This is a genomic window from Paracoccus seriniphilus (genome assembly GCF_028553745.1).
Lineage (GTDB): Bacteria > Pseudomonadota > Alphaproteobacteria > Rhodobacterales > Rhodobacteraceae > Paracoccus > Paracoccus seriniphilus.
The window spans coordinates 133,817-147,219 of the sequence record NZ_CP067131.1; the positions used below are offsets into that span (position 1 = coordinate 133,817).

13 protein-coding genes are annotated in these 13,403 nt (G+C 59.9%); 5 read left to right on the top strand and 8 right to left on the bottom strand.

What is annotated here, in order from left to right:
• Positions 1-24: 24 nt before the first annotated feature.
• From JHW44_RS16990 to JHW44_RS17025, 8 genes are all read right to left on the bottom strand, one after another.
• Positions 25-1,194, bottom strand: coding sequence for a mandelate racemase/muconate lactonizing enzyme family protein (locus tag JHW44_RS16990; protein ID WP_089345568.1), 1,170 nt, complete (start codon positions 1,192-1,194; stop codon positions 25-27).
• Positions 1,191-2,651, bottom strand: coding sequence for an aldehyde dehydrogenase family protein (locus JHW44_RS16995; protein ID WP_089345567.1), 1,461 nt, complete (start codon positions 2,649-2,651; stop codon positions 1,191-1,193). The genes JHW44_RS16990 and JHW44_RS16995 overlap by 4 nt, the downstream gene beginning before the upstream one ends.
• Before the next feature lie 8 nt (positions 2,652-2,659).
• On the bottom strand, positions 2,660-4,279 hold the full coding sequence (locus tag JHW44_RS17000) for a GMC family oxidoreductase (RefSeq protein ID WP_089345566.1): 1,620 nt from the start codon (positions 4,277-4,279) through the stop codon (positions 2,660-2,662).
• Complete coding sequence (locus JHW44_RS17005) at positions 4,269-4,748, bottom strand: gluconate 2-dehydrogenase subunit 3 family protein (protein ID WP_089345565.1); 480 nt, start codon at positions 4,746-4,748, stop codon at positions 4,269-4,271. The genes JHW44_RS17000 and JHW44_RS17005 overlap by 11 nt, the downstream gene beginning before the upstream one ends.
• 12 nt (positions 4,749-4,760) lie before the next feature.
• Positions 4,761-5,984: a sugar ABC transporter permease gene (locus JHW44_RS17010; protein ID WP_089345564.1), complete on the bottom strand. Its 1,224-nt coding sequence runs from the start codon at positions 5,982-5,984 to the stop codon at positions 4,761-4,763.
• Positions 5,974-6,789, bottom strand: coding sequence for an ATP-binding cassette domain-containing protein (locus tag JHW44_RS17015; RefSeq protein ID WP_089345609.1), 816 nt, complete (start codon positions 6,787-6,789; stop codon positions 5,974-5,976). Before JHW44_RS17015 ends, JHW44_RS17010 begins: the two co-directional genes overlap by 11 nt.
• 9 nt (positions 6,790-6,798) lie before the next feature.
• Entirely contained in the window at positions 6,799-7,860 is a 1,062-nt protein-coding gene (locus JHW44_RS17020; protein ID WP_089345563.1) for an ABC transporter substrate-binding protein, read from the bottom strand.
• Positions 7,861-7,993: 133 nt separating this feature from the next.
• A complete protein-coding gene (locus JHW44_RS17025) occupies positions 7,994-8,716 on the bottom strand; it encodes a FadR/GntR family transcriptional regulator (protein WP_245847362.1) in 723 nt (240 codons plus the stop codon).
• Between the two features lie 188 nt (positions 8,717-8,904).
• Between JHW44_RS17025 and JHW44_RS17030 the strand changes: the two genes are divergently transcribed.
• From JHW44_RS17030 to JHW44_RS17050, 5 genes are all read left to right on the top strand, one after another.
• Positions 8,905-9,132 (top strand): hypothetical protein, encoded by a 228-nt coding sequence (locus JHW44_RS17030; protein ID WP_272850357.1) that lies wholly within the window; start codon positions 8,905-8,907, stop codon positions 9,130-9,132.
• A gap of 350 nt (positions 9,133-9,482) precedes the next feature.
• Positions 9,483-9,692 carry a hypothetical protein gene (locus JHW44_RS17035; protein ID WP_143811485.1) on the top strand — a complete coding sequence of 70 codons (210 nt, stop codon included), beginning with the start codon at positions 9,483-9,485 and terminating at the stop codon, positions 9,690-9,692.
• Between the two features lie 349 nt (positions 9,693-10,041).
• A complete protein-coding gene (locus tag JHW44_RS17040; RefSeq protein ID WP_218822610.1) occupies positions 10,042-10,569 on the top strand; it encodes a HipA domain-containing protein in 528 nt (175 codons plus the stop codon).
• Entirely contained in the window at positions 10,524-10,922 is a 399-nt protein-coding gene (locus JHW44_RS17045) for a HipA domain-containing protein (protein WP_272850358.1), read from the top strand. The genes JHW44_RS17040 and JHW44_RS17045 overlap by 46 nt, the downstream gene beginning before the upstream one ends.
• Positions 10,923-11,565: 643 nt before the next feature.
• Positions 11,566-13,392 carry a SulP family inorganic anion transporter gene (locus tag JHW44_RS17050; RefSeq protein WP_089345559.1) on the top strand — a complete coding sequence of 609 codons (1,827 nt, stop codon included), beginning with the start codon at positions 11,566-11,568 and terminating at the stop codon, positions 13,390-13,392.
• Positions 13,393-13,403 lie beyond the last annotated feature (11 nt).

Here is a 13,403-nt window from a genome sequence, read left to right on the forward strand (position 1 = left end):
CATTCTTCATTCTTTGCTCCTGATTTACAGGTCAATTTCGAAGCGTTTGATGAAGTCCGTATCGGGCTCGATTCCCAACCCCGGCCCGGTCGGGACGGCGACAAGACCGTTGCCTCTTCTGACCTGTCCCTGAATGTCGAGCGGATCACACAGCAGTTCGTCGCGGAACCTGTTGTCGGTCGTGTCGAATTCCAGCATCGGCTCCCACGGAAACAGCCCTCCGGGTAGTGTGGGCATGGCCGCCAGAAGATGCAGATTGGTGGCCACGGCCACGGCCGAGCCCCAGACATGATTGATGACCGGCGTGAAATGCGCGTGGCACAGGGCAAGAATGCGCAGATATTCGCTGATGCCGCCGACTGCGCAGACTTCGGGCTGGGCGATATCGAGACCTCGATTTTCAAGAATGTGTCGCCATCCCCAGCGGTTGAATTCAGCCTCACCGCCGGAAATATTGACCCTCAGCCCTGCGCGCAACTCGCGATAGCCATCCAGATCCTCGGGCGCGACAGGCTCTTCGAACCAATAGACGTCCAGTTCTTCCAGCGCGCGTCCGACATGGAAAGCATCGGGCGTCGTGTAGCAATGGTTCGCATCGACCATGAAGCGAAAACCCTCGCCAACCCCTTCGCGCACTGCCTGGGCCAGGCGGATATCATCACGAGGACCAAGGCCGACCTTCATCTTGGTTGCGGCAAATCCCATTTCGCGAATGGCGGCGGCTTCGTCGCGAAAACGTGCGACGTGATCATCCGTGCTTTCGCGCTTGAGCATCATGCCATAGCCATAGGCAGCCACCTTGCTGCGATGGGCGCCGCCGATCAGCTTGTGCAGCGGCAGTCCTACGATCTTGCCGGCAATGTCCCACAGCGCGATATCGACGCCCGACAGCGATTGCATCGGCATGCCTTTCTGACCGTGGTCGCGCATCAGGTTATAGACCTTGTGCCAGATGACATCCCGATCCAGCGGGTCATCGCCCAGGATCATGGGCTGGATCACCTTTTCCACGATGCCCTTGTTGGCGATGGCGATATTGCCGGGCCCGAAACATTCGCCCCATCCGGTGACGCCCTCATCTGTTCGCACCTCGACCAGATGGGCGGTGCGTTTGTGATAATATTGCTGGGAATAGCCCAGTTCCGAAGGCAGGTCATATTGCAGCACATGGCTGATGACTTGGGTGATCTTCATGCCATGTCTCCTGATGCCGAGACCGAGGGCAGGGCGCGCGTCACGCGCTTCAGCACAAGGTAGTCATGCAAGGCGAGAGCCGAGCAGTCATGCCCGATCCCCGATTGCCCGATGCCGCCATGGGGCAGGTCGATGTCATATTTGACGCCGTTGATCTGGATTTCTCCATATCGCAGCAAGCTGGCGTAATGTTCGGCGCGGGCGAGATCGCGGGTAAAGACATAGGCCGTCAGCCCGCCTTCCTCGCCATCATTGGCCATTTCCGCCAGAGGTGTATCATCGTCGAAGGGGATGATCGAAATGATCGGGCCAAAGCTTTCCTGGCGATAGACCTTCATCCTGTCATCGACATCTGCCAGGACTGTCGGTGCCAGATAGTGACCCCGGCTCAGGCTGGCGGGGCGGTCGCCACCTGCAAGAAGACGCGCGCCTTTCTCTACCGCGTCATCAACGAGGGTCTTGTTTCTCAGGAACGCCTTGCGATTGATCAGGGGGCCGGTGGTGATATCGGCTTCCCGGTCCCAGCCCACAGTCGCCCCCTTGGCATGCGCCACGGCCTTGGCAGTGAAACTGTCCAGAACCCTGCGATGTACAAAGACCCGGTTGGGCGATACGCAGATCTGTCCGGCGTTGCTGAACTTCACACCGCAGAGGGTAGCAACGGCCTGATCGACATCGGCATCATCGAAGACAAGGGCAGGGGCGTTTCCGCCCAGTTCCATCGAGTATTTCTTGATGCTGGTTGACCCCGTTCGCATGATGTGCCGGCCTGTCTCGGTCGAGCCGATCAGTGTCAGCACTGCGGGGATGGTCGAGGCCGACAGCATATCCGCGTCCTCATGGCTTGCGGTTGCGATGATCTGGACCACGCCTTTGGGCAGGCCGATGCGATGGCACAATTCGCCCACCGCATATGCCGAGATCGGTGTGTCGTTCGAGGGTCGTATGATGATCGGACAGCCCGCCGCCATGGCCGGGCCAATCTTGAAAGCCAGGTTCAGAAGCGGAAAATTCCATGCCAGAAAGGCCACTGCAACGCCTGCCGGTTCATGAACCATCCGGTGACAATGCGTGCCGGGCCGATCCGCCAGCCCGTAGTCATGGAGGCGCGCGATCTCCTCGGCATAGAACGCCAGAGAGTTCTTGAGGCTGTCGAAATCCTCTTGGGTCGAGGCCCACGACTTGCCCATTTCTTGGTGAATGCACAGGCGCAGGTAGTCTTCGTTCGCGATGACTTCGGCGCGCAGCTTTCGCATCCAGGCTTGCCGCTCGGCAATGGATGTTCGTGACCATGTCGGAAAGGCGTCGCGGGCGCAGTTCAGGGCCTGCCTCACCTCATCCCCGGCGGCAGTCGCCACCGTGACGACATGCTGTTCGGTGGCAGGGTTTTCCACCGGCAGCGTGGTCGCAGCCTCGCGCAATTCGCCACAGAGATACATTCTGGTCGGAAATTTCATGGTTTTCCTCAATCGAACAAGGTTGCGATATTGGTCTTGATCCGGTCGCCGATATACAGCGCCAGCGCCTGAATCGTGGATGTCGGGTTCACGGCGCCCGCGGTCACGAAGATCGATCCATCGACGATGAACAGATTCCTGACGTCATGGCTGCGCCCCCAGCTGTTGACGACCGAGCTATCCGGGTCATTGCCCATGCGGCATGTGCCCAGTTGGTGCCATCCGGCACGCCACCAGACCTCGTCCTCACTCTTGGACAGGATTTGCCGCGCTCCGGCAGCCAGCAGCACCTCGGTGGCACGGGCCTTGCCGTGTTCCAGCATCCTGCGGCTGTTCTCACCCAGCCGATAGGTGATTTTCGGGGCAGGGATGCCGTCGCTGTCGGTCAGCTCCGGGTCCAGCGTGACACGGTTTTCCTCTTCAGGCAGATCCTCGGCCACGACGGTCAGACTGGCGAGGTTGGGATAGATATTGTCCATGATGTCGCGATGGGCGTCCCCCCAGGGAATGGGCCGATCAATGCCATATCCGCCAAGGGCAAATGTCATCGGCGTCGTCGAGCGCCCCGAATGCAGACCATATCCGCGCAGAAACCCGCGCGAGGCGTCGCTTTCATAGAACTGCTGGCTGAGGATCGCACAGGCCATTGGCCCCTCATGGCCCTTCATCGGCCGGTCAAACACGCCCGAGACACCGGTAAGGGGATGGAACATCAGATTCCTGCCAACCAGGCCCGACCGGTTTGCCAGGCCGTCAGGGAATTGGGCCGAGGTTGAATTCAGCAAGAGACGCGGGGTGCCGATGCCATTGCAGGCGAGGATGACAAGTTCGGCCTCTTGGCGATGCAATTGCCCGTCCGCGCCGTGATACAGGACGCCAGTAGCAAGTCCGCTGACAGGGTCAATCAGGATCTCGCGCACCCGTGACTCGGTGCGCAATTCGACTCCGGCACGTTCCAGCATCGGCCAAAAGGTGAAATTCGTGCCACCCTTGGCGCCCGCCGCGCAGCCAAGATCGCATGTTCCGGCGTTCACGCATTTCTGACGACCATCGTGATCCTTGCTGAGAATGGCGACATCCGAGGGCCACCAGTGCCATCCCAGGGCGTTGAACCCCTTTGCAAGGGTTTGCCCCAACGTTCCAATTGGTATCGGTGGCAGCTCGGGTGCGTAATCGGGGTAGGCCGGATTGCCCGGCAGGCCCGAGACGCCGGTGTTGCGGTCATTCATTGCAAAGAATGGCTCCAGCGTGGTGTAATCCACAGGCCAGTCCTCGCCAACGCCGTCCAGGGTGCGGCTGCGGAAATCCGAAGGTTTCATGCGTGGCCAATGGCCCAGGAAGTTGACGGTCGAGCCACCGACTCCGTTCCAGTTCACCGGTGCGATACAACTGTCATCGACATTGATCGGGTAATCCTGCGGATTTTTCCTGACATTGGGATCGCAGGAAAAATCACCATAGCGCGCCAATTCATAGTCGTCGCGGCGGCTGGGAAACTCCGAATGCGGCAGATGCCTTCCCTGTTCCAGACAAAGAATGCGCATCCGTGTTTCCAGCAGCGACCAGGCGATTGCCGCCCCGGACGCGCCCGCCCCGATGATCAGGACATCCACCGGCTCACATGTCATCCCGTGTCTCCTCTGCCGCGTCATTCCCGCGATAGATCGGGCCGCGTGCACGCACCGGCGCGGTCAGTTCGTCCAGCAGGGCAGGGTCCTCGGGAGAGATCTCGTAGCCGCGTGGGTGAACGGGATGGGCGGCTACCCCGAAGAGTGGTCGCAGTCGGGGCTGGCTGTAATAGCCCATATAGGTCAGTCGCAGGAATCGCGTGAAGATGGCGGGCTGCGCAGTCTCGATCTGTTGCAGGATGCGAATTCGGCCTGCATGCGCAAGGTCACGAAAATCGCCGGCCATATGTTCGGCGGCAGCAATGATTGCCAAGACGACAGTCGTCGGATCAGGGTCATAGGGTGCGGCACGTTCAAAAAAACTTGCGACGCCCGCCGCTGCCGCACCGGGCACAAGTCCATCCGCAGAGGGGGGGATCACCTCGTCAAGGATCAGATCAAGAATTTCGGCCTGATGCCCGGTCAACATCTCGTCTCTCCTTTATCGGCTCGAGGCATCGGCTGGGCGGGACACGGCATCAATTGCCACGGCAAGCAACAGGATCGCGCCCGAGAACATCAGCTTGTCGGCAGAGCTTGCGCCGGACAGGTCCAGCCCATTGCCAAGCGAACCGATGACCAATGCACCAAGTATGGCGTTCCAGACCGAACCGCGCCCGCCAAACAGCGATGTGCCTCCGATGACCGCCGCGCCAATGCTTTCGAGCAGCAGGCTTCCTCCGGCAAAGGCGGTGTAAGAGACCGATCCATAGCGTGAAGCCCCGAATATTCCGCCGATGGCCGCCATCAGTCCGACGATGCCAAAGGCCGCGACGCGAATGCGGTTGACCTTCATGCCGACGCGACGGGCGCTTTCGGTGTTGCCGCCGACCGCAAAGATCGACCGACCAAAAGGGGTTGATGTGGTGATCCAGCCGAGCAGGGCGGTGATTGCCACCAGAAGGACAATCATCAGCGGAACCGAACGATAGCTGTTCAGTGTCAGCACGGCAGCAAAGGTGATGACGGCGAAGAAACCGACCTGTCCCCAAAGAGCCAGGCTGCTGTCCAGTTCCAGCCCGCGCTGCCGCCGCTGTGCCTGGCGGCGCAGGGCGGCCAGCATGACCAGGACAACCAGTCCGACGGCCATCGCCAAGCCCAACATGTCGGGGATCAGAATGCGGGCAATTGCGCGGATGAAGGGATCATCGACATTCAGGTTGCCGGTCGGCAGGATCTTTTGCATCAGGCCCTGATAGCCCAGCAACCCCGCCAGGGTGACCACAAAGGAAGGTATGCCCACATAGGCGATCAACAGGCCCTGTGCCGCCCCCATCACCACACCGACGGCCATGACCATCAGACAGGCCAGCCAGCCTGGAACGCCCGCAAGAACCAGCACGCCCAGCAAGGCCGCACATACCCCGGCAGTGGCTGCCGCAGACAGATCGATATCGCCCAGCAGCAATACGATCGTGATGCCCACCGCAAGCGTGGCGATTACCGCAGATTGCATGAACAGGTTGTAGATGTTGCGGGGGCTGAGAAAGATCAGTCGCAGGCTGTCTGCATCCGGGTCGGACCAATATTCCAGCAAAGGCGCTGCAAGACCGAAATAGCCCCAGATCGCGGCCAGCGCCAGCAGCACCGGCACGAAGGCCCCGAACCGGGTCTGGCGCATGATCCGCATGCGATCGGCCAGCGAAAGACGGAGTTCATGCTGCATGTGTCTGGCCCTCGTCCAGGCCCCGGGTCATCGCCACGACGATTTCATCCGGGGTGGTCTCTGCCGTGCGCCATGTTCCCACATTGGCACCGTGACGCAGGATGCAGATGCGGTCCGCGACCTCGAAAATGTCGCGCATGTTGTGCGAGATATAGACAACGGCATGATTGGTATCGCGCAGACGGCGCACCACATTCAGAACCTGCCGGGTTTGTGCAACGCCCAGTGCCGCGGTCGGTTCGTCCAGCATCACGACTGAACTTTCCGCCCCGACAGCGCGGGCAATCGCGATGGCCTGCCGTTGTCCGCCGGACAGTCCGCCAACCAGAGCGCGAACCGATTTCAGCGTCCGCACCTCCAGACGGTCGATGGCCTTCTGCGCCTTGACCTCCATTTCCATTTCATCAATGGGGCGCAGAAAGCGGGGCAGAAAACCCCAGCCTGGCTTGACCGGTTCGGCCCCCAGGGAAAGATTGGCCGCGACGTCCAGATTTTCGCATAGTGCCAGATCCTGATAGACGATCTGGATACCCAGATCCGCTGCATCGGTCGGGCCGCCAACAAGGACCTGCTCTCCGTCCAGCCAGAATTCGCCTTCATCGGCCAGATAGGCTCCGGCCAGAACCTTCATCAGGGTTGATTTCCCGGCCCCGTTGTCCCCCACGAGGGCCATGACCTCGCCGCGCGCGACCTCGAAATCGACACCACGCAGGGCGTGAAGCCCGCCAAAACGTTTGTGAATCCCGGTGACCCGCAGGTGAGGGGGCGGGGTCCTGGACCCCGCCGTCAGATTGTCAGTTGTCATATCGCGCAATCACTTGCAGAAATCGGTCGAAGCGGCTTCGCCCTGGCAAACCATATCCTTGGTGATCGAGGGGTCATGTTCGATCACATAGGCCACACCTTCGGGACCCACGGCGGAATAGCTGTCGACGGGCACGAAGTTGACCTCGGCACCGACGCCGTTCGTGACCGTCCGGGTGGCCAGATCGCTATAGTCCTGATCGTTCATCAGGCGCACGGCGACCTCGGCCGCTGCTGCGGCCATTTCATGCAGCGGGCGCCAGCCACATTGGGTCTGCTTGCCCAGCAGCATCAGTTGCTGCGCCTGCACCGTGCAGTCCAGTCCCGAGACCGGAACCTTGCCCGCCATGCCCTGTTCTTCCATCGCCGCGATGGCGGCACCGGCGTTTCCGTCATTTGACGAGACAACGCCCTGCACGTTGTTGTTGAGCTGCGTCAAGGCCTGATCCATCGACCGGCGCGCGATGGCCGGATCCCAGCCCTGCGTCCAGTTTTCATAGCCAAGAACCCGCTCTCCCGAAGCGAACAGAGGTTCCAGAACCGACATCTGCCCTTCGGCGATGACAGCGGCATTGGGATCCGTCGGAGAGCCTTTCAGCATCACCAGCGTATCGCCCTTGGCTGTATTGTCGACGACATGCTGGGCCTGGGCCGCACCGGTGGCATACATGTCGGCCTGCACCCAGAACTTGGTGTTCTCCGAATTGATCATCCGGTCATATGCGATCGTCGGGACACCTTCTTCGGCAGCCGTGTCGGCGATGATTGCCGAGCTTTCGCCATCGATCGGAATGACCACCAGCACATCAGCGCCCTGGGTCAGGGCCTGTTCGGCCTGCCGTTGTTGCACCGAAGTATCATTTCCGGCGTTGAACACCTCGACCTTGGTGTCGGGGGCAATCTCTTTCATCTTGGCCACGAAAGCGGCGGCATCCTGCTGTTCCCAGCGTGGGTTCACGTTTTCCGGCAATAGAAACGCAACCATTCCCTCTGCCTGCGCCCCGATTGCCCCGGCAATCGTGAAGGCCGCCGTGCTGGCCGCCAGCAGATGCATCTTGTTCAATGAAAACATGTTCTCTCCTCCCAAAAGTGACGTTTTCAAACGCCTTGATTCTGGCGGGTTGGTGCCATGAGGCATCGGCCGCGGCCGCGCGTGCCGCGTTACCTGCCCGCCGCCAGACGGGCATGTGTTCGGTCGGGTAAGGTCAGGGGGCGGTCATGCCGCCCTGACATTCAAAGCCATCGATGACCTGCGCCAGCCGGCTGCTGGTATCGTCGAGATGCCGCTCCATGGCACGCTCGGCTTCCTCTGGGTTGCGCGAGGTGATGGCCTGCAGCAAGTTCTGGTGGAACGGGATCGAGCTTTTGTTCTGTCGCGGATCGGCATTTGTCAGCCGGATTGAACTGAGTAGTGCCGAAAAGATCACCCCCTCCATTGCTCGCAAGAACTCGTTATTGGCAGCCCGCAGAATTGCGCGATGGAACAAGGCATCTGCGATCACGAAATCCTCGATGGAACGGCTGTCCTCCTCCATCTTGCGCTGTGCCGCGGAAATCTCCTCCAGTTGGGCATCAGAGCCGTGTCGGGCCGCCCAGGCTGCTGCCTTCGGTTCCACAATGCGGCGCATATCCATCAGTTGGCTGAGGAATTCCGGCTTTGGGGTCGAGGCCAGATGCCAGGCGAGGACGTCATCATCCAGCAGTGCCCATTGATTCCTGCGGCGCACCCTTGTGCCATCGCCGCGCCGTACCTCCAGCAGGCCTTTCCCGACAAGCAATTTGACCGCTTCGCGAACCACGGATTTGCTGACCCCGAAACGTGTCGCAAGCTTGGTTTCATCTTCGATCAACTCGCCCTCGGGCAGATGCCCTCCGACGATCCTGCGGCCCATCTCTCGGCACAGCTGAGTGGCAAGGCTGGGGGACAAGGACGGTGAGTCCTTCAGGTCATAGTAAAGAATTTCATTCATGTCGGTGAAATTGAAACATCAGATGTTTAGAGTCAACTGACTTTTGTGCAAACCTGCGCCACGAGGCCAGAATCGCGGATCCGCAACTGACGAATTGGCCAGCATATGAGGTCATGCAATCCAGTCCCATAAGATGGATTGCCGGTTTGATCGATGTGCGCACAAAGTTGAAATGTCTCACTTTTCTGTCGATCAAGCAGGATTGGAGTGCGGCCGTGGGATTGATGATCATGAGCAAGCGCGAACTGAACAGCATTGAAGTCCTGAGCCAAGTGACACGCGGCGCGATGACAGCCGTCACGGCTGCCAATGTGTTGGGCCTAGCGAGTTTCGAGTTCCAGCCTTCGGTATTGCGTCGGCCGTTCGGGACGTAGACCGTCGCCTGCTTGCCCCCACGCTGCGGTTTAGGCGGCGCCTTGTCCTGTTCTGCCTTGATATGCTCCAGCACCGCGCTGAGATGCTTGTTCTTGGTGATCGCCGCGTGCGACGCGCTGGTGCTTGTCGAAGACGGAGTTCCGCCCTCGCCGCCACAAGATGACCGCCTCGGCATACTGTCAGAACCTCGCCACCGCGTTCGAGCGCTGGAACGACTGCGAAAACAGCATGGCCGCGTGAAAGGCGCCGCATGTCGGTTGCGGATTCTTGTAGCCGGATTGGTGTCAGCGACAAGACTCTTGCAAAGCTTGAGCGGGGCGATGGTGGCGTCCGGCTTGAGACATTTGCCATGGCGCTTCTGGCTCTGGGAATGCTGGATCGGTTGGCCGAGATCGCAGACCCATCTTTGGATTCCACCGGCATCGGACTGGACCGGGAGAAACTCCCAAAACGCATCCGGGAGCGAGGGCACAAGGACAAGAAGACCGTCCCCGTCAACCAAAGTGACGCGTCACAGGGGCCGACGGTGCTGGATGATGACGAAGGGACAGCATTTTGATGCCTGAGGCCTTTGTTGTTCTTGGGGGTGCCTGTATCCCCGTCGGTCGTTTGATTTTTGAAATCGATGGACGTCGGTCTCACTCCACTTTCATCTATGATGAAAGATGGCTTGAAACCCGATAGGATTTGATCTCGCTCCGGATATCCCGCGCAGTCGTGCGCCTTTCCATTTTTCGGCAGAAGGACGAGAAAGCCGTCGTCGAGATGTTCTGGCGGGGCCCTTTACGGACACATCACCTGATAGCTGGGGGCGTAAGCTCATACGCAGGGTGCATGGCGAGGGGCCGACAGAATTTGATTATCTGGTTGCCGCAGATGACAGGGCCCGCCAGGGGGCTTTGCGGTTCTTGAATGAAAAGGGTGAGGTGTTCCACCCGGATCAGTCCCCTGTGCCGCGCCTGGCAAATATTGAAGAGCTTCGTGCGATCGCCGCACGGTATGAGCGGGATCCGGATGGGGCTGAAGCTGAAGCGCGAGATCTTGTCGGTGCTGCGGGGTCGCTTGGTGGTGCGCGCCCCAAAGCCAATGTCATGGATGGCCAGGAGCTTTGGATCGCCAAATTCACCTCAATCGATGATACATGGCCCGTTGAGCGGTTGGAAATCGCGACTCTCAAGATGGCGCGCGCGGTAGGTATTCGAACACCGGAGGTCCGACTTGAACTGGCAGCCAGCAGGCATCCTGTGGGGCTCATCAGACGCTTTGATCGCCGCAAAGGTGGTCGTCTGCCCTATGTGTCAGCCCGAACGGCTCTGGGGAAAAAGGAACTGCTCACGGTTATTACACCGACATTGCAGATGCTCTTCGTCAAATGTCTGTTCTTCCTGACATGGACATTCCGGAGCTTTGGCGGCGTCTGTTGTTCACCGTGCTGATCACAAACACCGATGATCACCTGAAAAATCATGGATTGCTCTATGTGCGCGACAACCGTTGGCGCCTGTCACCGATGTTTGACGTAAACCCGCAGTCACGCAGGCAACCCACATTGGAAACGGGGATCAGCGACATTCATGGCTTTGAGCCTTCCGTGGAAGCGGTGATAGATGCCGCGCCCTTCTTTGGTATTGAGGCAGCTGATGCCAGGACTATGGCTAGGGAAATGGCCAATACGGTAGCCGAGATCTGGGGCGAAACGCGCCGCCAGCATGGCATTACCGGGGCCGCGCATAGAAGATGCGCGCCAGCCTTTGAACATGAGAGGATGGAGGCGGCCCTCGGATTGTAAGCTGATCCGGTAAGGCGAACCATCTCAACATGGATGCCGGACGCCGCCACAGTGGACGTGATAGAACGTGGAATCGCCAGGTTGTTGCCCGGGGTCGAAGGTGGCTGTGCGCTGCCGAGAGCTTCTTGGGCTTCATAGACATCACGTCGATCCGGCTCTGGCTGCGTCATTTGTCAACATGACCTAACGAACTGGATTCGCGCAATGAATCCTCATCACTGATATGTGCAACAAGGTCGAGTGTCCCAAATCATTGTCCTATCCCGCCCACCTGAGGAATAGAGGAAAAGTGGAGCTGCGGACAACTTCCCCGACATAGGGGGCAACGACGCCGTTCCAATGTCGAATTGCTCGACATCTCTATATTCCTTGCATGCATACATTTAAACATATATATGTTGATATGTTCTATGGATTCGCGGTGGTTTTCCCATCGCCTTGTGATGAGCATGAGCTCGGCGGGCTCTCGGCATTCCGGGCAGGTGAATTGACACGTTGCCGCGAATGCCAATGCACCTTCCGGCACATTCATCCGTCGCGGATAGCCTCGGAGGAGGGGTGAGGAGTTGCAATACAGTTCAGGCAGCGCCCCTGCGCTGGCCCCGTGCTGCGCGGGGTCGACAGACAGCAGGTTCGCAGGGCGATGACCGAAAAAGGCGTTCTGAAATATGTAGCCCTGCCGCGCGAGTGGTTTGCCGCCGTCAACCCGATCAGCCTGCGTGCCGATATGCTTGCCGCGCTGACGGGGGCCGCGATCGCACTGCCGCAAGGTGTGGCCTTTGCGGTCATCGCGGGTCTGCCACCCGAATACGGGCTGTATACTGCAATGCTGACTCCCATCATTGCTGCCATGTGGGGGGCTTCGATGGTGATGGTCTCGGGTCCGGCAACCGCCATTTCGGCGGTGCTGTTCGCGTCGCTGTCGCAACTGGCCCCGCCGGGCACGCCGCTCTACATTCAGCTTGCCCTGACCATGACCATCGTGGCCGGGCTGGCGCAGCTGTTGGCGGGGGTGTGCCGTCTGGGAGGGTTGATTGCCTTCATCTCGCATTCGGTCATGGTGGGATTCACCGCTGCAGCTGCCCTGCTGATCGGGGCATCCCAACTGGGCGATGCCTTCGGGTTGGCTGTCGAGGGTGGGGGCGGCGTGATCGAACGCCTTGATCGGGTGATCGCGCAGTCGAGCCAGGCAAACCCGCTTGCGCTGGTGATCGCCCTGACCACGTTGCTCACCTTGATCCTGATGCGATGGATCAGCCCGCGTTTGCCATCCTATCTGATCGCGCTGATCGTCGGCTCGATCCTGGGCGAGTTGACCGGTGCGGCCGATTACGGTGTCGAGATGTTTCAGAAACTCCCCGCGATCGTTCCGGCCTTTGCAGTGCCCGACGTCACGATCTCCCAGATCCTGCAAGTGCTGCCGGGCGCGGTTTCGGTGGCCTTCGTGGGCCTGCTGGAAGCCATCGGCATCGGCCGGTCCTTCGCGATGCGCCGACAGGAGCGCTACGACTCCAACCAGGAAATCATCGGACAGGGGCTGTCCAATTTTCTGGCCGGCTTCGTGCAGGGGCATGCCGGATCCGGCTCATTCACACGATCGGCGTTGAATGTGGAAAGCGGGGCCCAGACGCCGATGGCCGCGATCCTTGCGGCGCCCCTCTTGTTCGTGCTGCTGTTCTTGCTGGCGCCCTATGTCGATCATATCCCGAAGCCTGCCATGGCGGGGATCATCATCTATGTCGCCTGGCGCCTGTTCAGCTTTGCCGAGATCCGCCACATCCTGACCAGCAGCCGTAGTGAAACGCTGATCTTCACGCTGACTTTCCTGTCGGGCGTGGCGACTCAGCTGGAAAACGCGATCTTCGTCGGCGTCGTCACCTCACTGGCGGTCTTTCTTCATCGCAGCGCGCGGCCGCATGTCGCGGCAATATCACCGATTGTCTATCGCGGCCGCAGGTTGCTGCGTGGCGTCGAATATCACGATCTGGACCAGTGCCCTCAAATCAGCGTCCTGAGGTTGGAAGGCGCACTGTTTTTCGGATCTATCGAGCACGTCGAAGCCGCGTTCCGGCGGTCCGAGGCCATGTATCCCGGTCGGAATTTCAGGATCCTTGCACTGAAGGGCATGGGCAAGATCGACCTTGCCGGGGTCGACCTGCTGGTTTCGGAATACCTGCGTGCACGCAAGGCGCGGGGCGATCTGCATATCGTCATCGCCTACAAGGAAACCCTGGTGGCGCTGCGTCGCATGAAGCTGTTCGCCGTCGTGGACAAGGCAAACATCCATCCCAACAAAGCCGAGGCAATCGCTGCCGTCATGGACCGGGTCGACCCGAATATCTGTGCGACCTGCCGGATCCGCGCCTTCGTTGAATGTGCGGGCAAACCGGCACCTCCGGGGATCAATTCAGACAGCAAGCCCCCGGTCGTCGATGCGCTTGGCACCCGCGGAATGAGATTTCGCGAATAAGGTGGCCGATT

Coding starts and splice junctions, on each gene's coding strand:
- JHW44_RS16990 (WP_089345568.1), bottom strand. CDS start 1,194: ATGAAGATCACCCAAGTCATCAGCCATGTGCTGCAATATGACCTGCCT.
- JHW44_RS16995 (WP_089345567.1), bottom strand. CDS start 2,651: ATGAAATTTCCGACCAGAATGTATCTCTGTGGCGAATTGCGCGAGGCT.
- JHW44_RS17000 (WP_089345566.1), bottom strand. CDS start 4,279: ATGACATGTGAGCCGGTGGATGTCCTGATCATCGGGGCGGGCGCGTCC.
- JHW44_RS17005 (WP_089345565.1), bottom strand. CDS start 4,748: ATGTTGACCGGGCATCAGGCCGAAATTCTTGATCTGATCCTTGACGAG.
- JHW44_RS17010 (WP_089345564.1), bottom strand. CDS start 5,984: ATGCAGCATGAACTCCGTCTTTCGCTGGCCGATCGCATGCGGATCATG.
- JHW44_RS17015 (WP_089345609.1), bottom strand. CDS start 6,789: ATGACAACTGACAATCTGACGGCGGGGTCCAGGACCCCGCCCCCTCAC.
- JHW44_RS17020 (WP_089345563.1), bottom strand. CDS start 7,860: ATGTTTTCATTGAACAAGATGCATCTGCTGGCGGCCAGCACGGCGGCC.
- JHW44_RS17035 (WP_143811485.1), top strand. CDS start 9,483: ATGGCGCTTCTGGCTCTGGGAATGCTGGATCGGTTGGCCGAGATCGCA.
- JHW44_RS17045 (WP_272850358.1), top strand. CDS start 10,524: ATGGACATTCCGGAGCTTTGGCGGCGTCTGTTGTTCACCGTGCTGATC.
- JHW44_RS17050 (WP_089345559.1), top strand. CDS start 11,566: ATGACCGAAAAAGGCGTTCTGAAATATGTAGCCCTGCCGCGCGAGTGG.